Genomic DNA, 12979 nt, shown 5'->3' on the forward strand with positions numbered 1-12979 from the left:
TGACGTAGCCGATTTTGGTGTCAGGTGAGGAGCGAGGAGGGAGCGATGCAGCGCATCGTGATCGACGAGCGACGACGTCCTAGCGCCAAAATCGGCCCGCCGCGGAGCGGTCGCCCGGAGGAGGTCGCCGAGCGTCGTCGCTTGCTTGCGCGTAGCTTCAGCTACGCGTCTGCGCTGCGCTTCTCGTCGGCGGCCTCCTCCGGGCGATCACGACCATTATCGGTTATAGGTCCTGACCCTAGACCAGCCCAACGCGAAGCGGCCCGCTACCTTGCGGTAGCAGGCCGTTCGACACCGTCACGCGGGTGCAATTAAGCGGCGACGGGCTCCGCGGCGCGCTTCTTGACGATCTCGCGCTTGAGGCGACGTGCCTTCAGCGACAGCTTCTCGTCGTTGGTCTTGACCAGCCAGTTGTCGAGCCCGCCGTTGTGTTCGACCGAGCGCAGGCCGTTGGTCGACACGCGCAGGCGCACCGAGCGGTCGAGCGCGTCGGAGATCAGCGTGACGTTCTGCAGGTTCGGCAGGAACGTGCGCTTGGTCTTGTTGTTGGCGTGGGAAACGTTGTTACCCACCTGCCGGCCCTTGCCGGTCAGCTCGCAGATGCGCGACATGGTTGAAATCCTGAAATACGGTTGCCCGGAAAGCCGGTGCCGATAGTGGCGATCCGCCCTGCGGTCAAGTCAGCAGCGTGTCAGGCGTTCCTCATACCGCTGCAACCCGCGCCGACAAAGCGCGTTGTTGCGGTAGCGAATCGATGGGGAGAACAAATCATGCGCGCATTTCTGGTCATGCTGGGTATCGTCGCACTGCTGGTTCTCGCCGCGCTGCTGACGGGCTTCCTGCGCTTCGATCAGACCCAGTCCGCGCAGCTGCCGCGGATCGAGGGCGGGCAGGCGCCGAGGTTCAACGCCGATGTCGGTCGCATCTCGGTCGGCACCGAGAACAAGACCGTCGCCGTACCCGACGTGAAGGTGCAGAAGCCCGGCGAGCCGGCACCGCAGCAGTAAGCCGCTTCCATCGCGCCGCCGACTGCGGCACGGGGCTGCGCATGTTCCCTCTGCCTTCCGCGATGCGGGCCGCGCTCGACGCTGCTGCGGCTGCGGCACATGCGGGCGAGGTGCCGGTCGGCGCGGTAGTGGTCCATGCCGGAACGATCATCGCCGTCGCCGCCAATGCGCCGCGCGCGCTGCTCGATCCGACCGCGCACGCCGAGATGCTGGCGATCAGGCGCGCGGCGCAAGTACTCGGACGCGACCGACTGGGCGACTGCGACCTGTGGGTGACGCTGGAGCCGTGCACGATGTGTGCGGGCGCGATCTCTCACGCCCGGATCGCGCGGCTCTACTATGGCGCAGACGACGAGAAGGGCGGCGCGGTCGCGCACGGCGCACGCTTCTTCGCGCAGCCGACCTGTCACCATCGCCCCGAGGTATTCGCAGGCATCGGCGAACGCGAAGCGAGCGCGCTGCTGCGCGACTTCTTCGCCGCGCGGCGGTGAGCAACAACCCACGAGCTTTAGATCGCACTGACGACGCGGCGACGATGGCGTCAGTCCGCAGTTAGGCTGACGTGCGCCACAGCTATTATTGCTGCTGGCGGGCCATCCAGCCACGCTTAAACGAAAGGAGCGGCGTGATCGTGACCACGCCGCTCCCATATTCTCGTCGTCAGCCCGCGGTCAGCGCGGCGGCAGATCGCTCTGCGAGATCGGCACGACCTTGATCTCGACGCGGCGGTTGGCGGCGCGGCCCTGCTCGGTCTCGTTCGACTCGATCGGCTGCGTCTCGCCGAAGCCCTTGGTCGCGATACGCGCCGACTGGACGCCGTGGCTCGACAGGTAATCGGCGACGGACACCGCGCGCCGCTCCGACAGATCCTGATTGTACGTGTCGCTACCGGTCGAATCGGTATGGCCGTAGACGTCGATATACGTCTGCGGGTAATCGGCGAGGACCGACGCGACCTTGTCGAGCGTCGAGCGGAACTGCGGCTGCACGTTCGCCGAATTGTAGGCAAAGTTGATGCCCGACGGGATGTTGAGCAGCAGGTCGTCACCCTGGCGCACCACTTCCACGTCGGTGCCCGCGGTGCGCGCGCGCATCTCGCGCTCCTGCTTGTCCATGTACGCGCCGATGCCCGCACCCGCGATGCCGCCAAGCCCTGCGCCGATGATCTTCTCGGTCCGATCGCGGCGTCCGCCGACCAGATCGCCCAGCAGATAACCGCCCAGCGCGCCGCCGATGCCGCCGATCGCGGTCTTGCTGATGCGGCGCTCGCCCGTCTCCGGGTCGGTGGTGCAGGCAGCGGTGGTGACCAGCGACAGTGTCGCCGCGGCAGCCAGGAACTTGGACGGCAGCTTCATTCTTCTCCCTTTCACGAAACCCATGCGACCGAAACGGGACGATGGCGGCGATTGTTCCGCTTATGAACCGAAGGGCCTTGCACTGAACCCAGGGTGCTGAACGCGGGCTGACACCTGCTCCGCTCGGTGTCGCACCTAAGTTGGCGATAAAGCGATTGTTCGTCGCCGCGTTTGCCGCCAAGGGTGTCGGCAGCCATGTTACCGCCGTTCCCCTGGTTCGACGTCCTGATCATTCTCGCGCTGGTCGCGCTGAATGGCATCTTCGCGATGAGCGAGCTCGCAATCGTGTCCGTGCGCAAGGCGCGGCTGGAGGCGATGGCGCGTGCGGGCCGGCGCGGCGCTGCCGCCGCGATCAAACTCGCGGCCGACCCCGGCAAGTTCCTGTCGACGGTGCAGATCGGCATCACGCTGATCGGCATCCTGGCGGGCGCCTATTCGGGTGCGAGCCTCGGCACGCCGACCGCGGCGCGGCTCGAGGCGCTCGGGCTGTCGCACCAGACCGCGGAAACGGTCGGCTTCGCGCTCGTCATCGGGCTGACTACCTACGCGTCGCTGATCATCGGCGAACTGGTGCCCAAGCAGTTCGCGCTGCGTGCGCCCGAGGCGATCGCCAGCGTCGTCGCGCTGCCGATGACCTATATCGCGACCGTGACCAAGCCGCTCGGTTGGCTGCTCGACCAGAGCAGCGCGCTGATCTTCAAATTGCTGCGCCTCAACCGCGAGAACGAGGATCAGGTCACCGCCGAGGAACTGCACCTGATCGTCGCGGAGGCGAGCAAGTCGGGGGTGATCGAGGAGCACGAGCGCTCGATCATCTCGGGCGTGGTGCGGCTCGCCGACCGACCGGTGCGCGAGGTGATGACGCCGCGCACCGATGTCGACTGGATCGACATGACGCTGGGAGAGGCGGAGCTGCGCGCGAAGCTGCTCGCATCGCCGCACAGCCGCCTGCCGGTGGGTGACGGGTCGATCGACGCGGTCGTCGGCGTGGTGCAGGCGCGCGACGTGGCGGCGGCGCTGTTCCGCGGCGACGCGCTCGATCTCGCCACGTTGGTGCGCAAGGCGCCGGTGGTGGTCGACCAGATCGACGCGATGGACGCGCTCGATGCTTTGCGCCGCGCCGACGTGCCGATGGCGCTGATCCACGACGAATACGGACATTTCGAGGGCGTGGTAACGCCCGCCAACCTGCTCGCTGCGATCGCGGGCGAGTTCGCCTCCGACGCCGACCCGGACGAGGCACCCAATGTGGTCGAGCGCGAGGACGGCTCGCTGCTGGTCGCGGGCACGATGGCGGCGGATGCGCTGGCCGAGCGGCTCGGGATCGATCTGCCCGACGACCGCGACTATGCGACGGTTGCCGGCCTCGCGCTCGCCGCCTTCCGCAAGCTGCCGGGTGAGGGTGAGCATTTCGAGGAACAGGGCTGGCGCTTCGAGGTGGTCGACCTCGACGGCCGCCGCATCGACAAATTGCTGGTCAGCGCGGCCTGAGGCCTTCGACCAAGAGTAGAGGAAGACACATGAAAACTCGCGCAGCTGTCGCGTTCGAGGCGAAGAAGCCGCTGGAGATCGTCGAGCTCGACCTCGAAGGACCGAAAGCCGGCGAGGTGCTGGTCGAGATCATGGCGACCGGCATCTGCCACACCGACGCCTATACGCTCGATGGCCTCGATTCGGAGGGGTTGTTCCCCAGCGTGCTCGGCCACGAGGGCGCCGGGATCGTGCGCGAGGTCGGCGCGGGCGTGACGAGCGTCGCGGTCGGCGACCACGTCATCCCGCTCTACACGCCCGAATGCCGCCAGTGTAAGTCGTGCCTGAGCCAGAAGACCAACCTGTGCACCGCAATCCGCGCCACGCAGGGCAAGGGGCTGATGCCCGACGGCACGACGCGCTTCAGCTACAAGGGGCAGCCGATCTTCCACTATATGGGCTGCTCGACCTTCTCGAACTTCACCGTGCTGCCCGATATCGCGGTCGCCAAGATCCGCACCGACGCGCCGTTCGACACCAGCTGCTACGTCGGTTGCGGCGTGACAACGGGCGTCGGCGCCGTGGTCAATACCGCCAAGGTCGAGCCGGGCTCGACCGTGATCGTGTTCGGGCTGGGCGGCATCGGGCTGAACGTGATCCAGGGCGCGAAGCTCGCCGGCGCGCTCCACATCATCGGGGTCGACATCAATCCCGACCGCGAGGAATGGGGCCGCCGCTTCGGCATGACCGCCTTCGTCAATCCCAGGCAAGTCGGCGACGTCGTCCAGCATCTGATCGCGATGACTGACGGTGGCGGCGATTATACGTTCGATTGCACCGGCAACACGGTGGTGATGCGTCAGGCGCTCGAATCGGCCCACCGCGGCTGGGGCGAATCGATCGTCATCGGCGTGGCGGAAGCGGGCAAGGAGATCGCGACGCGCCCGTTCCAGCTCGTCACCGGGCGCGTCTGGCGCGGCACCGCGTTCGGCGGCGCGCGCGGGCGCACCGACACGCCGAAAATTGTCGACTGGTACATGAACGGCTTGATCGAGATCGACCCGATGATCACGCACCGGTTGAGCCTCGACGAGATCAACAAGGGCTTCGACCTGATGCACGCGGGCGAGTCGATCCGCAGCGTGGTGATCTACTGACGCCGCCAAGGTAGAGCGGCCACATAAGGAGAGTGACGATGTTCAGCCACATGATGGTCGGGTCGAACGACCTCGATCGATCAAAGACATTCTACGACGCGCTGTTCGGGTCGCTCGGCGGCAAGCCGGGGTTCAAGGATCCGAAGGGCCGGCTGATCTACAGCCACAACGGCAGCCTGTTCCTGGTGACTAAGCCGATCGACGGCGAGGCGGCGACGCACGGCAACGGCAGCACGATCGGTTTTCAGGTGACCGGTCCCGAGCAGGCGCATGCCTGGCACGAGGCAGGCGTCGCGGCCGGCGGCACTGCGATCGAGGACGCGCCGGGCGTGCGCAGCGGCGGCGGGATGAGCCTGTACCTCGCCTATTTGCGCGATCCCGACGGCAACAAGCTGTGCGCGCTGCACCGCATGCCGGCAGAGGCTTCGACCCGGGCGTGAGTCAGGCGCAGGCAGCCGCAGCCGACGTCGGGGCAGGACTGGAAACGGTTTCCACCGCCCGGTCGCACGGCGGGGTGCAGGGCGTGTACCGCCACGCCTCCGCCGCTACGGGCACGACGATGACCTTCTCGGTCTTCGTGCCCGAGCATGCGCCGGGCGAGCGGCTGCCGGTCATCTGGTACTTGTCGGGGCTGACCTGCACCCACGCCAATGTGACCGATAAGGGCGAGTTTCGCGCCGCTTGTGCCCGTCGCCGCGTCATCTTCGTCGCGCCCGACACCAGCCCGCGCGGGCAAGACGTACCCGACGATGACGCGTGGGATTTCGGGCAGGGCGCGGGCTTCTACGTCGATGCGACGCAGGCGCCGTGGTCGGCAAACTACCGGATGTGGCGCTACGTGACCGAGGAACTGCCGGCACTCGTCGCGGCGTCGTTCCCAATCGACATGGCGCGGCAGGGCATCACCGGCCACTCGATGGGCGGGCACGGCGCGCTGACGATCGCGCTGACCTATCCCGACCGGTTCCGCTCGGTCTCCGCCTTCGCCCCGATCGTCGCACCGACACAGGTGCCGTGGGGCCGCGCGCTCCACCGCTATCTGGGCGATGACCCCGCGGCCAAGCGCCGCCACGACGCGGTGGCGCTGATCGAAGACGGCGCGCGTGTCGCGGAGCTGCTGGTCGATCAGGGCGACGCGGACATTTTCTTGTCCGAGCAGCTTCGCCCCGAACTGCTCCAGCGCGCCTGCGCCGATGCGGGCATCGCGCTCGATCTCAGGATGCAGCCCGGCTACGATCACAGCTACCTGTTCGTGTCGACCTTCATGGCTGATCACATCGCCTGGCACGCCGCGCGGCTGGGGTAGGCGATGGCGTGTCCGCGGGGCCACGACCCCGCGGAACCGTACCGGCATCCGCTCCCGCGACTTGACGCGGCGGCAGCGCAGGGGCCACAGGCACGCATGGACGGCGCTCCCCACCCCGACACCCACAATTTCAAGCGGCGCGGCGTGCTGTTCGTGCTGTCCTCGCCGTCGGGCGCGGGCAAGTCGACGATCGCGCGCAAACTGCTGGCGAGCGAACCCGAGCTGTCGCTGTCGGTGTCGGCGACGACGCGCGCGATCCGGCCGGGCGAACAGGACGGGCGCGACTATCACTTCGTCTCGCTCGATCGCTTTCGCGAGATGGTGTCGGCGCACGAGTTTCTCGAATGGGCGCACGTGTTCGATCAGCGCTACGGCACGCCGCGTGGGCCGGTCGAGGACATGCTGGCCGCGGGCAAGGACGTGCTGTTCGACATCGACTGGCAGGGCGCGCAGCAGTTGCACCAGATCGCAGGCGGCGACGTGGTCCGCGTCTTCATCCTGCCGCCGTCGATGGAGGAACTGCACAAGCGGCTGCTCAACCGCAATACCGATGCGATCGAGGTGATCGACCGTCGCATGGCGCGCGCCTCGAACGAGATCAGCCACTGGGACGGCTACGACTACGTGCTGGTCAACGACGACGTCGAGCAATGCTATGCCAAGGTGCGCACGATCCTGGCGGCGGAGCGGCTGAAGCGGTCGCGTCAGACCGGATTGATCGGCTTCATCCGCAAGCTGCGCACCCCCGCCTGACCGCTGGGCGCGATCGGCGCGTTAGAGCAGCGACAGGAACTGCACCGCGGCGTCGAACTCGCGCCGACGATGATCGCGCGCTTGCGTAGCCAGGCTGTCCTCACCCCATAACTCCGCCTGCCAATCCTCATCGACGTGCGCGGCGTTCCACAATGCGTCGGCGTCGATCGCGCCTTCCGCGAGCGCGAGTGTGCCGACCAAGGTACCGGTGATCGTCACCAGCGGCGACATCGGGGCGAGCGCGAAGGCATCGCGCACCGATATCGCGTCGCTCAATCGCTGCACCGTCGCGGCGGGCTGCGCGTGGTGGATGACGCCAGCAACCGGCTCGAAATGCACGTCGAAGCGATCCCGCGCCCAATCGAGCAGCGGGTTCCACGTCGCCGCCTGCCGCGCCACCAGCTCGGCGGGCTGGTCGGCCCGGTAGTAGAGCAGGTCGCTGTCGGCATAAGCGGCGAGCCCGCGCGTGAACGCGGCGGCGTCGGGCGCGACTCGGTCGATCGCGGCGTTGGCGAGCCCGGTCAACGGCATCGTTCGTGGGTCGACCGTGTCGCCCACCGCGCGCCATTCCTCCGCCACGGCGTGCGACAGTGCGGTGGTAGGCAACGCCAGCGGCGCGCGCCCGGGCGTGCGGACCGGGCGATCGTCGAGCCGGATGGCCTGGTCGTCGTCGACCGTGACCTCGCGCCAGAACCGCTTCATTTCGGACTCCGCCAGCGCGCAGCGAGCGCACGCGGGACCGTTGCCAGCATCCACATCGCGGCGAGCACGATCGCGACACCCAGCACCTTCGGCCCCGTCGTCTCCGCGCGACCGACCAAAATCACGCCCAGCACCGCACCGAAACTGCCGATGATGCGCACCGCCGACAGGGCCGCCCAGCGCGGCAGTGCGGGATCGCTCACGCGGCCACCTCACCTGTCATGGCGCGGTGAAGGTCGGCGTAGCGGCGGACGATCACGTCGGCGCCGCCCGCGCGCAGCAGAGCCTCGTCATGGTACCCCCAGGTGACGCCGATCGCGCGCACGTTCGCCGCGCGCGCCATCTCCATGTCGTAGCTCGTATCGCCGATCATGACGGTCAGATGGGGATCGGTGCCCGCCTGTTCCATCGCGGCATGGATCATCGACGGATGCGGTTTCGACGGATGGCGGTCGGCCGTCTGCAACGTGACGAAGCGGTCGGCGAGTCCGTGATGCGCCAGCACGTGCGCCAGCCCGCGATCGGACTTGCCCGTCGCCACGCCGAAGGCCCAGCCTTCATCGGCGAGCACGTCGAGCGCCTCTACCAGCCCGTCGTACAGCGGCTCGGCGTCCAGCAGCCCGTCGGCGCGCATCCGCTGGAATGCCGTCTTGTAATCCTCCGCCACTCTGGAGTGGAAATCCGCCTCCGCGTCTGGGGCCAGCGCGGCGACGGCCTCGACCAGGCTCAACCCGACGATGCCGCGGATCGCCTCACGCGACGGCGCCTCGACACGCACGCCCGCGAATGCCGCCTCCATCGCGCGGCAGATGTTGGCGTGGCTGTCGACGAGTGTGCCGTCACAGTCGAAGATGGCGAGGCGGACGGGGGCACGGAGCATGGCTCGCCCCCCTAGCAGCATCGCGTCACGCCTGTCATCGACCACGTCATCAGCGCAAAGGGCCGCTACAATGTTCGTGTTCGTCGAACGATCCTGCGCTAGCGACAAGCCGTTGTTCTGCCACGACGAACGTCCACCGCACGGCTAGGTTCGTTAATTCCGATATGATTAACGCTGTTTCGGCCGCGGGGAAGGGTGGCCGAAGCGGGTGAGATCTGATGTTCGGTGCGGTTGCCTTTACCTACGGCCTGTTGTTGACCTTTGTCATGTCGGGGGCGTCGCGCAACGCGAAGCTCAGCCGACCCAATCCCGCAATGCTGTCCGCGATCGGCTACGTACTGGTCGGGATCACCAGCGCGGCGTCGCTGCTGCTGTTCGGTTACGCCGGCTGGAGCTACCTGAGCGCCGCCGCCGTCTGATTGGTCAGTTCCGGCGATCCGCCATCGCCTTCGCCAAGTCACTGCGCCCGGCAGCCCGCAACGCCGCTTCGACGCCGTTGCGGTCGCTGGCCGGCTTGTTCTGCGACAATTTGGCGGTACCCCGCCACATCTCGACGCGGATCAGATAGCCCTGGATCGCGTCGAGCATCCGCTCGATCGATGCGGCAGGCACCTTGTCGGTCGTCCAAGCCGGTTTGGGCGCCAGCCGCGCCTCGTGCTCGGCGGCGGCCAGCGCCTCGATCTGCGCGTTCAGCGCGTCGCGCGATAGCGGTTCGATCACGCCCTCTGCCTCGACCGCGACGTAGTTCCACGTCGGCACCTGCGCGGCCGTCTCGTACCAATCTGGGCTGACATAACCGTCGACGGGGCTGAACGATGCGATTACGCGCGCGCCGGCCAGCATCGGCTCGACGCGGTTGCGGCGCGAACAGTGGAAGCGCAGGTCGCCCGCCTCGTCGAGCGTGCACGGCGCGTGGATGACGCCCGCGCCGCTAGCCCCGAGAACGAAGACGTGCGCGAACGCGGTCGCTCGCGCGATGCGGCGGCACGCGGCCGCGTCGATCCGAAACGCGGGGTCCGGATGCACGCCGGCGCTCAGTCGTCGCGGCTGCCGCGCCCGCGCCGCTCGCCGCGCCGCGCCTTGCGCACGCCCTTGGCATGCGCGCGCGCCTTCGCCTTCTTCTCCTCGCGCGTCGGGGGTACAAAGTCGTTGATCGGCATCGAATTGCCCGCCATCTCCTCGAACCCCAGGCTCGCCAGGCTCTCGGCGAAATGCTGCGGCAGCTCCGCGGTCACGTCGATCTCGCCGCCGTCGGGGTGATCGACGCGGATGCGGCGCGCGTGCAGGTGCATCTTGCGGCTGATCCCGCCGGTCAGAAACGCCGCCGGACCGCCGTACTTGCCGTCGCCGACGATCGGGTGGCCGATCGCCGCCATGTGGACGCGCAGCTGGTGCGTCCGCCCGGTCAGCGGCTGCAGCTCGACCCAGCAGGTGCGGTTGCCCGCACGCTCAATCACGCGGTAGCGGCTGCGCGCCGCCTGACCCTCGGCCTCATCGACGTGCATCTTCTCGCCGCCGGTGCCGGGCTGCTTGGCGATCGGCAGCTCGATCATGCCGTCGTCGATCGACGGCACGCCGACGACCAGCGCCCAATACACCTTCTTGGCGGTGCGGCCCGAAAATGCCTTGGCGAAGAACGCCGCCGCACGCGACGTGCGCGCGACCAGCAGCGCGCCCGACGTATCCTTATCCAAGCGATGGACCAGCTTGGGCCGACCGTCCAGATCGTCCTGCAACGCGTCGAGCAGCCCGTCGACGTGCGCGGTCGTCTTGGTACCGCCCTGCGTCGCCAGCCCCGGCGGTTTGTTGAGCACCAGCGCCTGGGGATCGCGGTGGATCACCATCTCGCGCGCGAATGCCTCTTCGTCGGCGGTCAGCGGCGTGCGCTCGCGCTGCGGCCGTGCGGTGGTGCGCACCGCCTCGACCGGCGGGATGCGCAGCATCTGCCCCGCCTGAACGCGGTCGCCGGGGCCGACCCGCGCGCCGTCGAGCCGCAACTGCCCGGTCCGTGCCCATTTCGCGACCGTGGTGAAGCTGGTCGCATCGAGGTGCCGCTTGAACCAGCGATCGACGCGAATGCCGTCGTCGTCGGGGGCGATGACGAACTGGCGGACATTCTCGACGAGCTTGTTCACGCAACACCTCGCACGATCGACAGGCCCGCGAACAGCGCTACGATCGCGCCGATTACCGACGCGGCGACATAGCCGAACGCGGGCAGGATCGCGCCGCGCTCGATCATGTTGACGGTGTCGAGCGAGAAGGACGAGAAGGTCGTGAACCCGCCCAGCACGCCGATCCCGAGGAACAGCCGCCAGCCCTCGGGCGCGGACACGCGCGCCAGCACGCCGGTCAGCACGCCCATCAGCAATCCGCCGACGAGATTGACGGTCATCGTGCCCCACGGCCAATCGGGGCCGAGCAGCGAGAGCGTGAAGCGTCCGGTCAGGTAGCGCCCGGCCGAGCCGAGCGCGCCGCCTGCCATGACGGGAAGAAGCGCATTCATCCATGCGCCCTATCCCGAAATCGTCGTGAAAGGAATGCGGGGTGGCGATCGGCGGAACGCGCCTTGATCGGCGCGCTCGCTGCCGTGTCAGTCGCCGTCCGCCATCAGGTCGATGTCGGTGCCGCCGTCCTGCCGCGCGCGCATCGTCGCCATGAAGGTGCCGCCACCGCGACGATTGCCCGCCAGCACGTGCTCGGCCCCGTCGGCGTGATGCTCGGCCGTGTAGCCTGCGTCTGAGGCTTTAGTGTAATACCAGTCGAGCAGCCGCTGCATCGGTGCCGCGGTGGAGAAGCTGACGACGCGCAGCGCGCAGCCTTGCCCATCGGCCCCGGCCGCTTCGGTCACGCGCGCGTCGGGGTAGAGCGGCAGCCCGCGCGGCAGGCGGTTGGCCCAGCCGGCGGAATAATCGACGTTCGCGGCGCACTGGCCGGCGCGCCCTCCTTGCGCCTCGGCGAGCGCGCCGAGTGTCAGCGAGCGCCGCGCGATCGCGCACTGGCGACAGGTGCCGACCGCGGCAGGCGCCGTGCGCAGCGTCTCGCCCGGTGGCGTCGTGAGCGCGGCAGGTTGGGCATGCGCGGCGGCGGCGATGTCGACCGGCGGGACGGCACCGCTCTGCGGCTGCGTCGGCGGGCGCACGGTGTCGGCATTGGCCTGCTGCACCAGCGCGGGGTCGACCATGATCTGGTCGCGCAACGCCGCGGTCAGTGCCGGGTCGGCGGCGGGTGCCGAGGCGGCAGTGCTCGTCGCAACTGCCGCGGGAACGGGCGTACTGGCTTGGTCGGGGTTCTTGCCACAACCGGCAAGGGCGAGCGCGAGAAAGCAGGGCAGGAGAAAGCGCGTCATTGGGTCCAGCGCAGTTGAAGCGATCCGTCCGCCTATGCGCGTGCGGCCGTTAAGGAACGGTGTGACAAAGTGTGTGTCACTCTTGCAAGACACCAAGAAGGCGACCACATCAGGCTCATGTTCAACATTCTATCGATCCTGATCGGCCTTGTCGCGCTGGTGCTCGGCATCGTGCCGTTCCTGCCGTTCTTCGCCTGGGGTTACTGGTTCGTGATTCCGATCGCGATCGTCGGCGCCGCGATCGGCGCGCTGTCGTCATCGAACAGCGGGCGCAACCTGAACCTCGTGCTGATCGTCATCTTTGCCGCGCGGCTGATGCTCGGCGGCGGCATCATCTGATGTGAAAAAGGGCCCGGCGCAGTGCCGAGCCCTTTTCGTTGACTGGACGCTGATCAGCGGCAGCGTACGTTGCCGCGATCGACCGACTGACCCAGCAGCGCGCCGCCGCCTGCACCGATCAACGTGCCGAGCAGGCGCGAACCACCACCGGCGATCACGTTGCCGAGTGCGCCGCCCGCCAGACCGCCGACGACCAGCCCGGTCGTGCCGTCGTTGCGGCGGCAGTAATAGCGGTTGTCGCTGCCACGATAGATGCGGTCGTTACGCCCGAGCGTGCGGGTCTGGTAATAGCGCCCGTCACGGTAATAGCGATCGGCATAATAGCCGCGCTGGCCCGGCTCGAACCGGTTGTAGTCGTAGCGGTTCGACTGGCGCCAGTCGCGCACGTCGCGGCGATAATCCTTGCGCGCGTCGCGGATGTCGTCGCGGTACTCGCGCCGCGCGTCGCGGACGTCGCGACGATTGTCGGCATCGCGAATGTTGTCGCGATACTCGCGCCGCGCATCTCGCACGTCGCGGTTGTACTCACGGTTCGCCTGATACGGGTTCTGTGCCAGCGCCGGTACGGCGGTCAGCGTGGTGGCGGCCAGCGCCGCGGCAAGAGCAATACGCATTGAACAACTCCATCCTGTTGGATAGCGAAAGAACCCGTTGGGGCCGA

General features: G+C 68.0%; 19 protein-coding genes. 9 read left to right on the forward strand and 10 right to left on the reverse strand.

The features are described 5' to 3' along the window. Positions 1-311: 311 nt before the first annotated feature. On the reverse strand, positions 312-611 hold the full coding sequence (rpmB, locus tag BMW51_RS08120) for a 50S ribosomal protein L28 (protein ID WP_093005311.1): 300 nt from the start codon (positions 609-611) through the stop codon (positions 312-314). Positions 612-770: 159 nt separating this feature from the next. Between rpmB and BMW51_RS08125 the strand changes: the two genes are divergently transcribed. Together BMW51_RS08125 and BMW51_RS08130 are read left to right on the forward strand one after the other, a co-directional pair. Then, positions 771-1007 carry a hypothetical protein gene (locus BMW51_RS08125; protein ID WP_093005313.1) on the forward strand — a complete coding sequence of 79 codons (237 nt, stop codon included), beginning with the start codon at positions 771-773 and terminating at the stop codon, positions 1005-1007. Positions 1008-1069: 62 nt separating this feature from the next. After that, on the forward strand, positions 1070-1498 hold the full coding sequence (locus BMW51_RS08130; protein ID WP_093005945.1) for a nucleoside deaminase: 429 nt from the start codon (positions 1070-1072) through the stop codon (positions 1496-1498). 180 nt (positions 1499-1678) lie between these two features. Here the strand turns inward: BMW51_RS08130 and BMW51_RS08135 are convergent, their stop codons facing one another. Continuing rightward, a complete protein-coding gene (locus BMW51_RS08135) occupies positions 1679-2362 on the reverse strand; it encodes a YiaD family glycine zipper/OmpA-like lipoprotein (protein WP_093005315.1) in 684 nt (227 codons plus the stop codon). Positions 2363-2557: 195 nt separating this feature from the next. Between BMW51_RS08135 and BMW51_RS08140 the strand changes: the two genes are divergently transcribed. The 5 genes from BMW51_RS08140 (at position 2558) to gmk (ending at position 7048) form a co-directional block, all read left to right on the forward strand. Beyond that, positions 2558-3853 carry a hemolysin family protein gene (locus tag BMW51_RS08140; RefSeq protein ID WP_093005317.1) on the forward strand — a complete coding sequence of 432 codons (1296 nt, stop codon included), beginning with the start codon at positions 2558-2560 and terminating at the stop codon, positions 3851-3853. A gap of 29 nt (positions 3854-3882) precedes the next feature. Continuing rightward, positions 3883-4989, forward strand: a complete 1107-nt coding sequence (locus tag BMW51_RS08145) for an S-(hydroxymethyl)glutathione dehydrogenase/class III alcohol dehydrogenase (protein ID WP_093005319.1) — start codon at positions 3883-3885, stop codon at positions 4987-4989. A gap of 38 nt (positions 4990-5027) precedes the next feature. Then, complete coding sequence (locus BMW51_RS08150) at positions 5028-5429, forward strand: VOC family protein (RefSeq protein WP_093005321.1); 402 nt, start codon at positions 5028-5030, stop codon at positions 5427-5429. Positions 5430-5467: 38 nt separating this feature from the next. Further along, positions 5468-6295, forward strand: a complete 828-nt coding sequence (gene fghA, locus BMW51_RS08155; protein ID WP_093005948.1) for an S-formylglutathione hydrolase — start codon at positions 5468-5470, stop codon at positions 6293-6295. Positions 6296-6391: 96 nt separating this feature from the next. Beyond that, positions 6392-7048, forward strand: coding sequence for a guanylate kinase (gene gmk, locus BMW51_RS08160; RefSeq protein WP_093005323.1), 657 nt, complete (start codon positions 6392-6394; stop codon positions 7046-7048). 21 nt (positions 7049-7069) lie between these two features. Here the strand turns inward: gmk and BMW51_RS08165 are convergent, their stop codons facing one another. Genes BMW51_RS08165 through BMW51_RS08175 form a run of 3 tightly spaced genes read right to left on the reverse strand, consistent with a single transcriptional unit; the run spans position 7070 to position 8630 of the window. Next, the gene (locus BMW51_RS08165; RefSeq protein WP_093005325.1) at positions 7070-7750 is read right to left on the reverse strand and encodes an ATP12 family chaperone protein; all 681 of its coding nucleotides are present in this window, start codon (positions 7748-7750) and stop codon (positions 7070-7072) included. Then, the gene (locus BMW51_RS08170) at positions 7747-7953 is read right to left on the reverse strand and encodes a hypothetical protein (RefSeq protein WP_093005327.1); all 207 of its coding nucleotides are present in this window, start codon (positions 7951-7953) and stop codon (positions 7747-7749) included. The genes BMW51_RS08165 and BMW51_RS08170 overlap by 4 nt, the downstream gene beginning before the upstream one ends. Further along, positions 7950-8630 carry an HAD-IA family hydrolase gene (locus BMW51_RS08175; RefSeq protein ID WP_093005329.1) on the reverse strand — a complete coding sequence of 227 codons (681 nt, stop codon included), beginning with the start codon at positions 8628-8630 and terminating at the stop codon, positions 7950-7952. The genes BMW51_RS08170 and BMW51_RS08175 overlap by 4 nt, the downstream gene beginning before the upstream one ends. Positions 8631-8848: 218 nt before the next feature. Between BMW51_RS08175 and BMW51_RS08180 the strand changes: the two genes are divergently transcribed. After that, positions 8849-9049 carry a hypothetical protein gene (locus BMW51_RS08180; protein WP_093005331.1) on the forward strand — a complete coding sequence of 67 codons (201 nt, stop codon included), beginning with the start codon at positions 8849-8851 and terminating at the stop codon, positions 9047-9049. A gap of 4 nt (positions 9050-9053) precedes the next feature. Here the strand turns inward: BMW51_RS08180 and BMW51_RS08185 are convergent, their stop codons facing one another. From BMW51_RS08185 to BMW51_RS08200, 4 genes are all read right to left on the reverse strand, one after another. Next, the gene (locus BMW51_RS08185) at positions 9054-9656 is read right to left on the reverse strand and encodes an FMN-binding negative transcriptional regulator (RefSeq protein ID WP_177171599.1); all 603 of its coding nucleotides are present in this window, start codon (positions 9654-9656) and stop codon (positions 9054-9056) included. A gap of 8 nt (positions 9657-9664) precedes the next feature. After that, positions 9665-10765, reverse strand: a complete 1101-nt coding sequence (locus tag BMW51_RS08190; protein ID WP_093005335.1) for an RluA family pseudouridine synthase — start codon at positions 10763-10765, stop codon at positions 9665-9667. Then, complete coding sequence (gene crcB, locus BMW51_RS08195; RefSeq protein WP_093005337.1) at positions 10762-11136, reverse strand: fluoride efflux transporter CrcB; 375 nt, start codon at positions 11134-11136, stop codon at positions 10762-10764. Before crcB ends, BMW51_RS08190 begins: the two co-directional genes overlap by 4 nt. Before the next feature lie 87 nt (positions 11137-11223). Then, on the reverse strand, positions 11224-11979 hold the full coding sequence (locus tag BMW51_RS08200; protein ID WP_093005339.1) for a hypothetical protein: 756 nt from the start codon (positions 11977-11979) through the stop codon (positions 11224-11226). Between the two features lie 117 nt (positions 11980-12096). Here BMW51_RS08200 and BMW51_RS08205 point away from each other — a divergent pair, with 117 nt between their 5' ends. After that, positions 12097-12318 carry a hypothetical protein gene (locus BMW51_RS08205; RefSeq protein ID WP_093005341.1) on the forward strand — a complete coding sequence of 74 codons (222 nt, stop codon included), beginning with the start codon at positions 12097-12099 and terminating at the stop codon, positions 12316-12318. A 53-nt stretch (positions 12319-12371) separates the two neighbouring features. Here BMW51_RS08205 and BMW51_RS08210 read toward each other — a convergent pair whose 3' ends face one another. Then, a complete protein-coding gene (locus BMW51_RS08210) occupies positions 12372-12932 on the reverse strand; it encodes a glycine zipper 2TM domain-containing protein (protein WP_093005343.1) in 561 nt (186 codons plus the stop codon). Positions 12933-12979 lie beyond the last annotated feature (47 nt).

It is taken from the genome of Sphingomonas palmae, from assembly GCF_900109565.1.
Classification (GTDB): Bacteria; Pseudomonadota; Alphaproteobacteria; order Sphingomonadales; family Sphingomonadaceae; genus Sphingomonas; species Sphingomonas palmae.

Bases quoted from the DNA above. Each gene is read 5' to 3' on its own strand.
- rpmB (WP_093005311.1), bottom strand. From the start codon at position 611: ATGTCGCGCATCTGCGAGCTGACCGGCAAGGGCCGGCAGGTGGGTAAC.
- BMW51_RS08125 (WP_093005313.1), top strand. From the start codon at position 771: ATGCGCGCATTTCTGGTCATGCTGGGTATCGTCGCACTGCTGGTTCTC.
- BMW51_RS08130 (WP_093005945.1), top strand. From the start codon at position 1,070: ATGCGGGCCGCGCTCGACGCTGCTGCGGCTGCGGCACATGCGGGCGAG.
- BMW51_RS08135 (WP_093005315.1), bottom strand. From the start codon at position 2,362: ATGAAGCTGCCGTCCAAGTTCCTGGCTGCCGCGGCGACACTGTCGCTG.
- BMW51_RS08140 (WP_093005317.1), top strand. From the start codon at position 2,558: ATGTTACCGCCGTTCCCCTGGTTCGACGTCCTGATCATTCTCGCGCTG.
- BMW51_RS08145 (WP_093005319.1), top strand. From the start codon at position 3,883: ATGAAAACTCGCGCAGCTGTCGCGTTCGAGGCGAAGAAGCCGCTGGAG.
- BMW51_RS08150 (WP_093005321.1), top strand. From the start codon at position 5,028: ATGTTCAGCCACATGATGGTCGGGTCGAACGACCTCGATCGATCAAAG.
- gmk (WP_093005323.1), top strand. From the start codon at position 6,392: ATGGACGGCGCTCCCCACCCCGACACCCACAATTTCAAGCGGCGCGGC.
- BMW51_RS08165 (WP_093005325.1), bottom strand. From the start codon at position 7,750: ATGAAGCGGTTCTGGCGCGAGGTCACGGTCGACGACGACCAGGCCATC.
- BMW51_RS08175 (WP_093005329.1), bottom strand. From the start codon at position 8,630: ATGCTCCGTGCCCCCGTCCGCCTCGCCATCTTCGACTGTGACGGCACA.
- BMW51_RS08180 (WP_093005331.1), top strand. From the start codon at position 8,849: ATGTTCGGTGCGGTTGCCTTTACCTACGGCCTGTTGTTGACCTTTGTC.
- crcB (WP_093005337.1), bottom strand. From the start codon at position 11,136: ATGAATGCGCTTCTTCCCGTCATGGCAGGCGGCGCGCTCGGCTCGGCC.
- BMW51_RS08200 (WP_093005339.1), bottom strand. From the start codon at position 11,979: ATGACGCGCTTTCTCCTGCCCTGCTTTCTCGCGCTCGCCCTTGCCGGT.
- BMW51_RS08205 (WP_093005341.1), top strand. From the start codon at position 12,097: ATGTTCAACATTCTATCGATCCTGATCGGCCTTGTCGCGCTGGTGCTC.
- BMW51_RS08210 (WP_093005343.1), bottom strand. From the start codon at position 12,932: ATGCGTATTGCTCTTGCCGCGGCGCTGGCCGCCACCACGCTGACCGCC.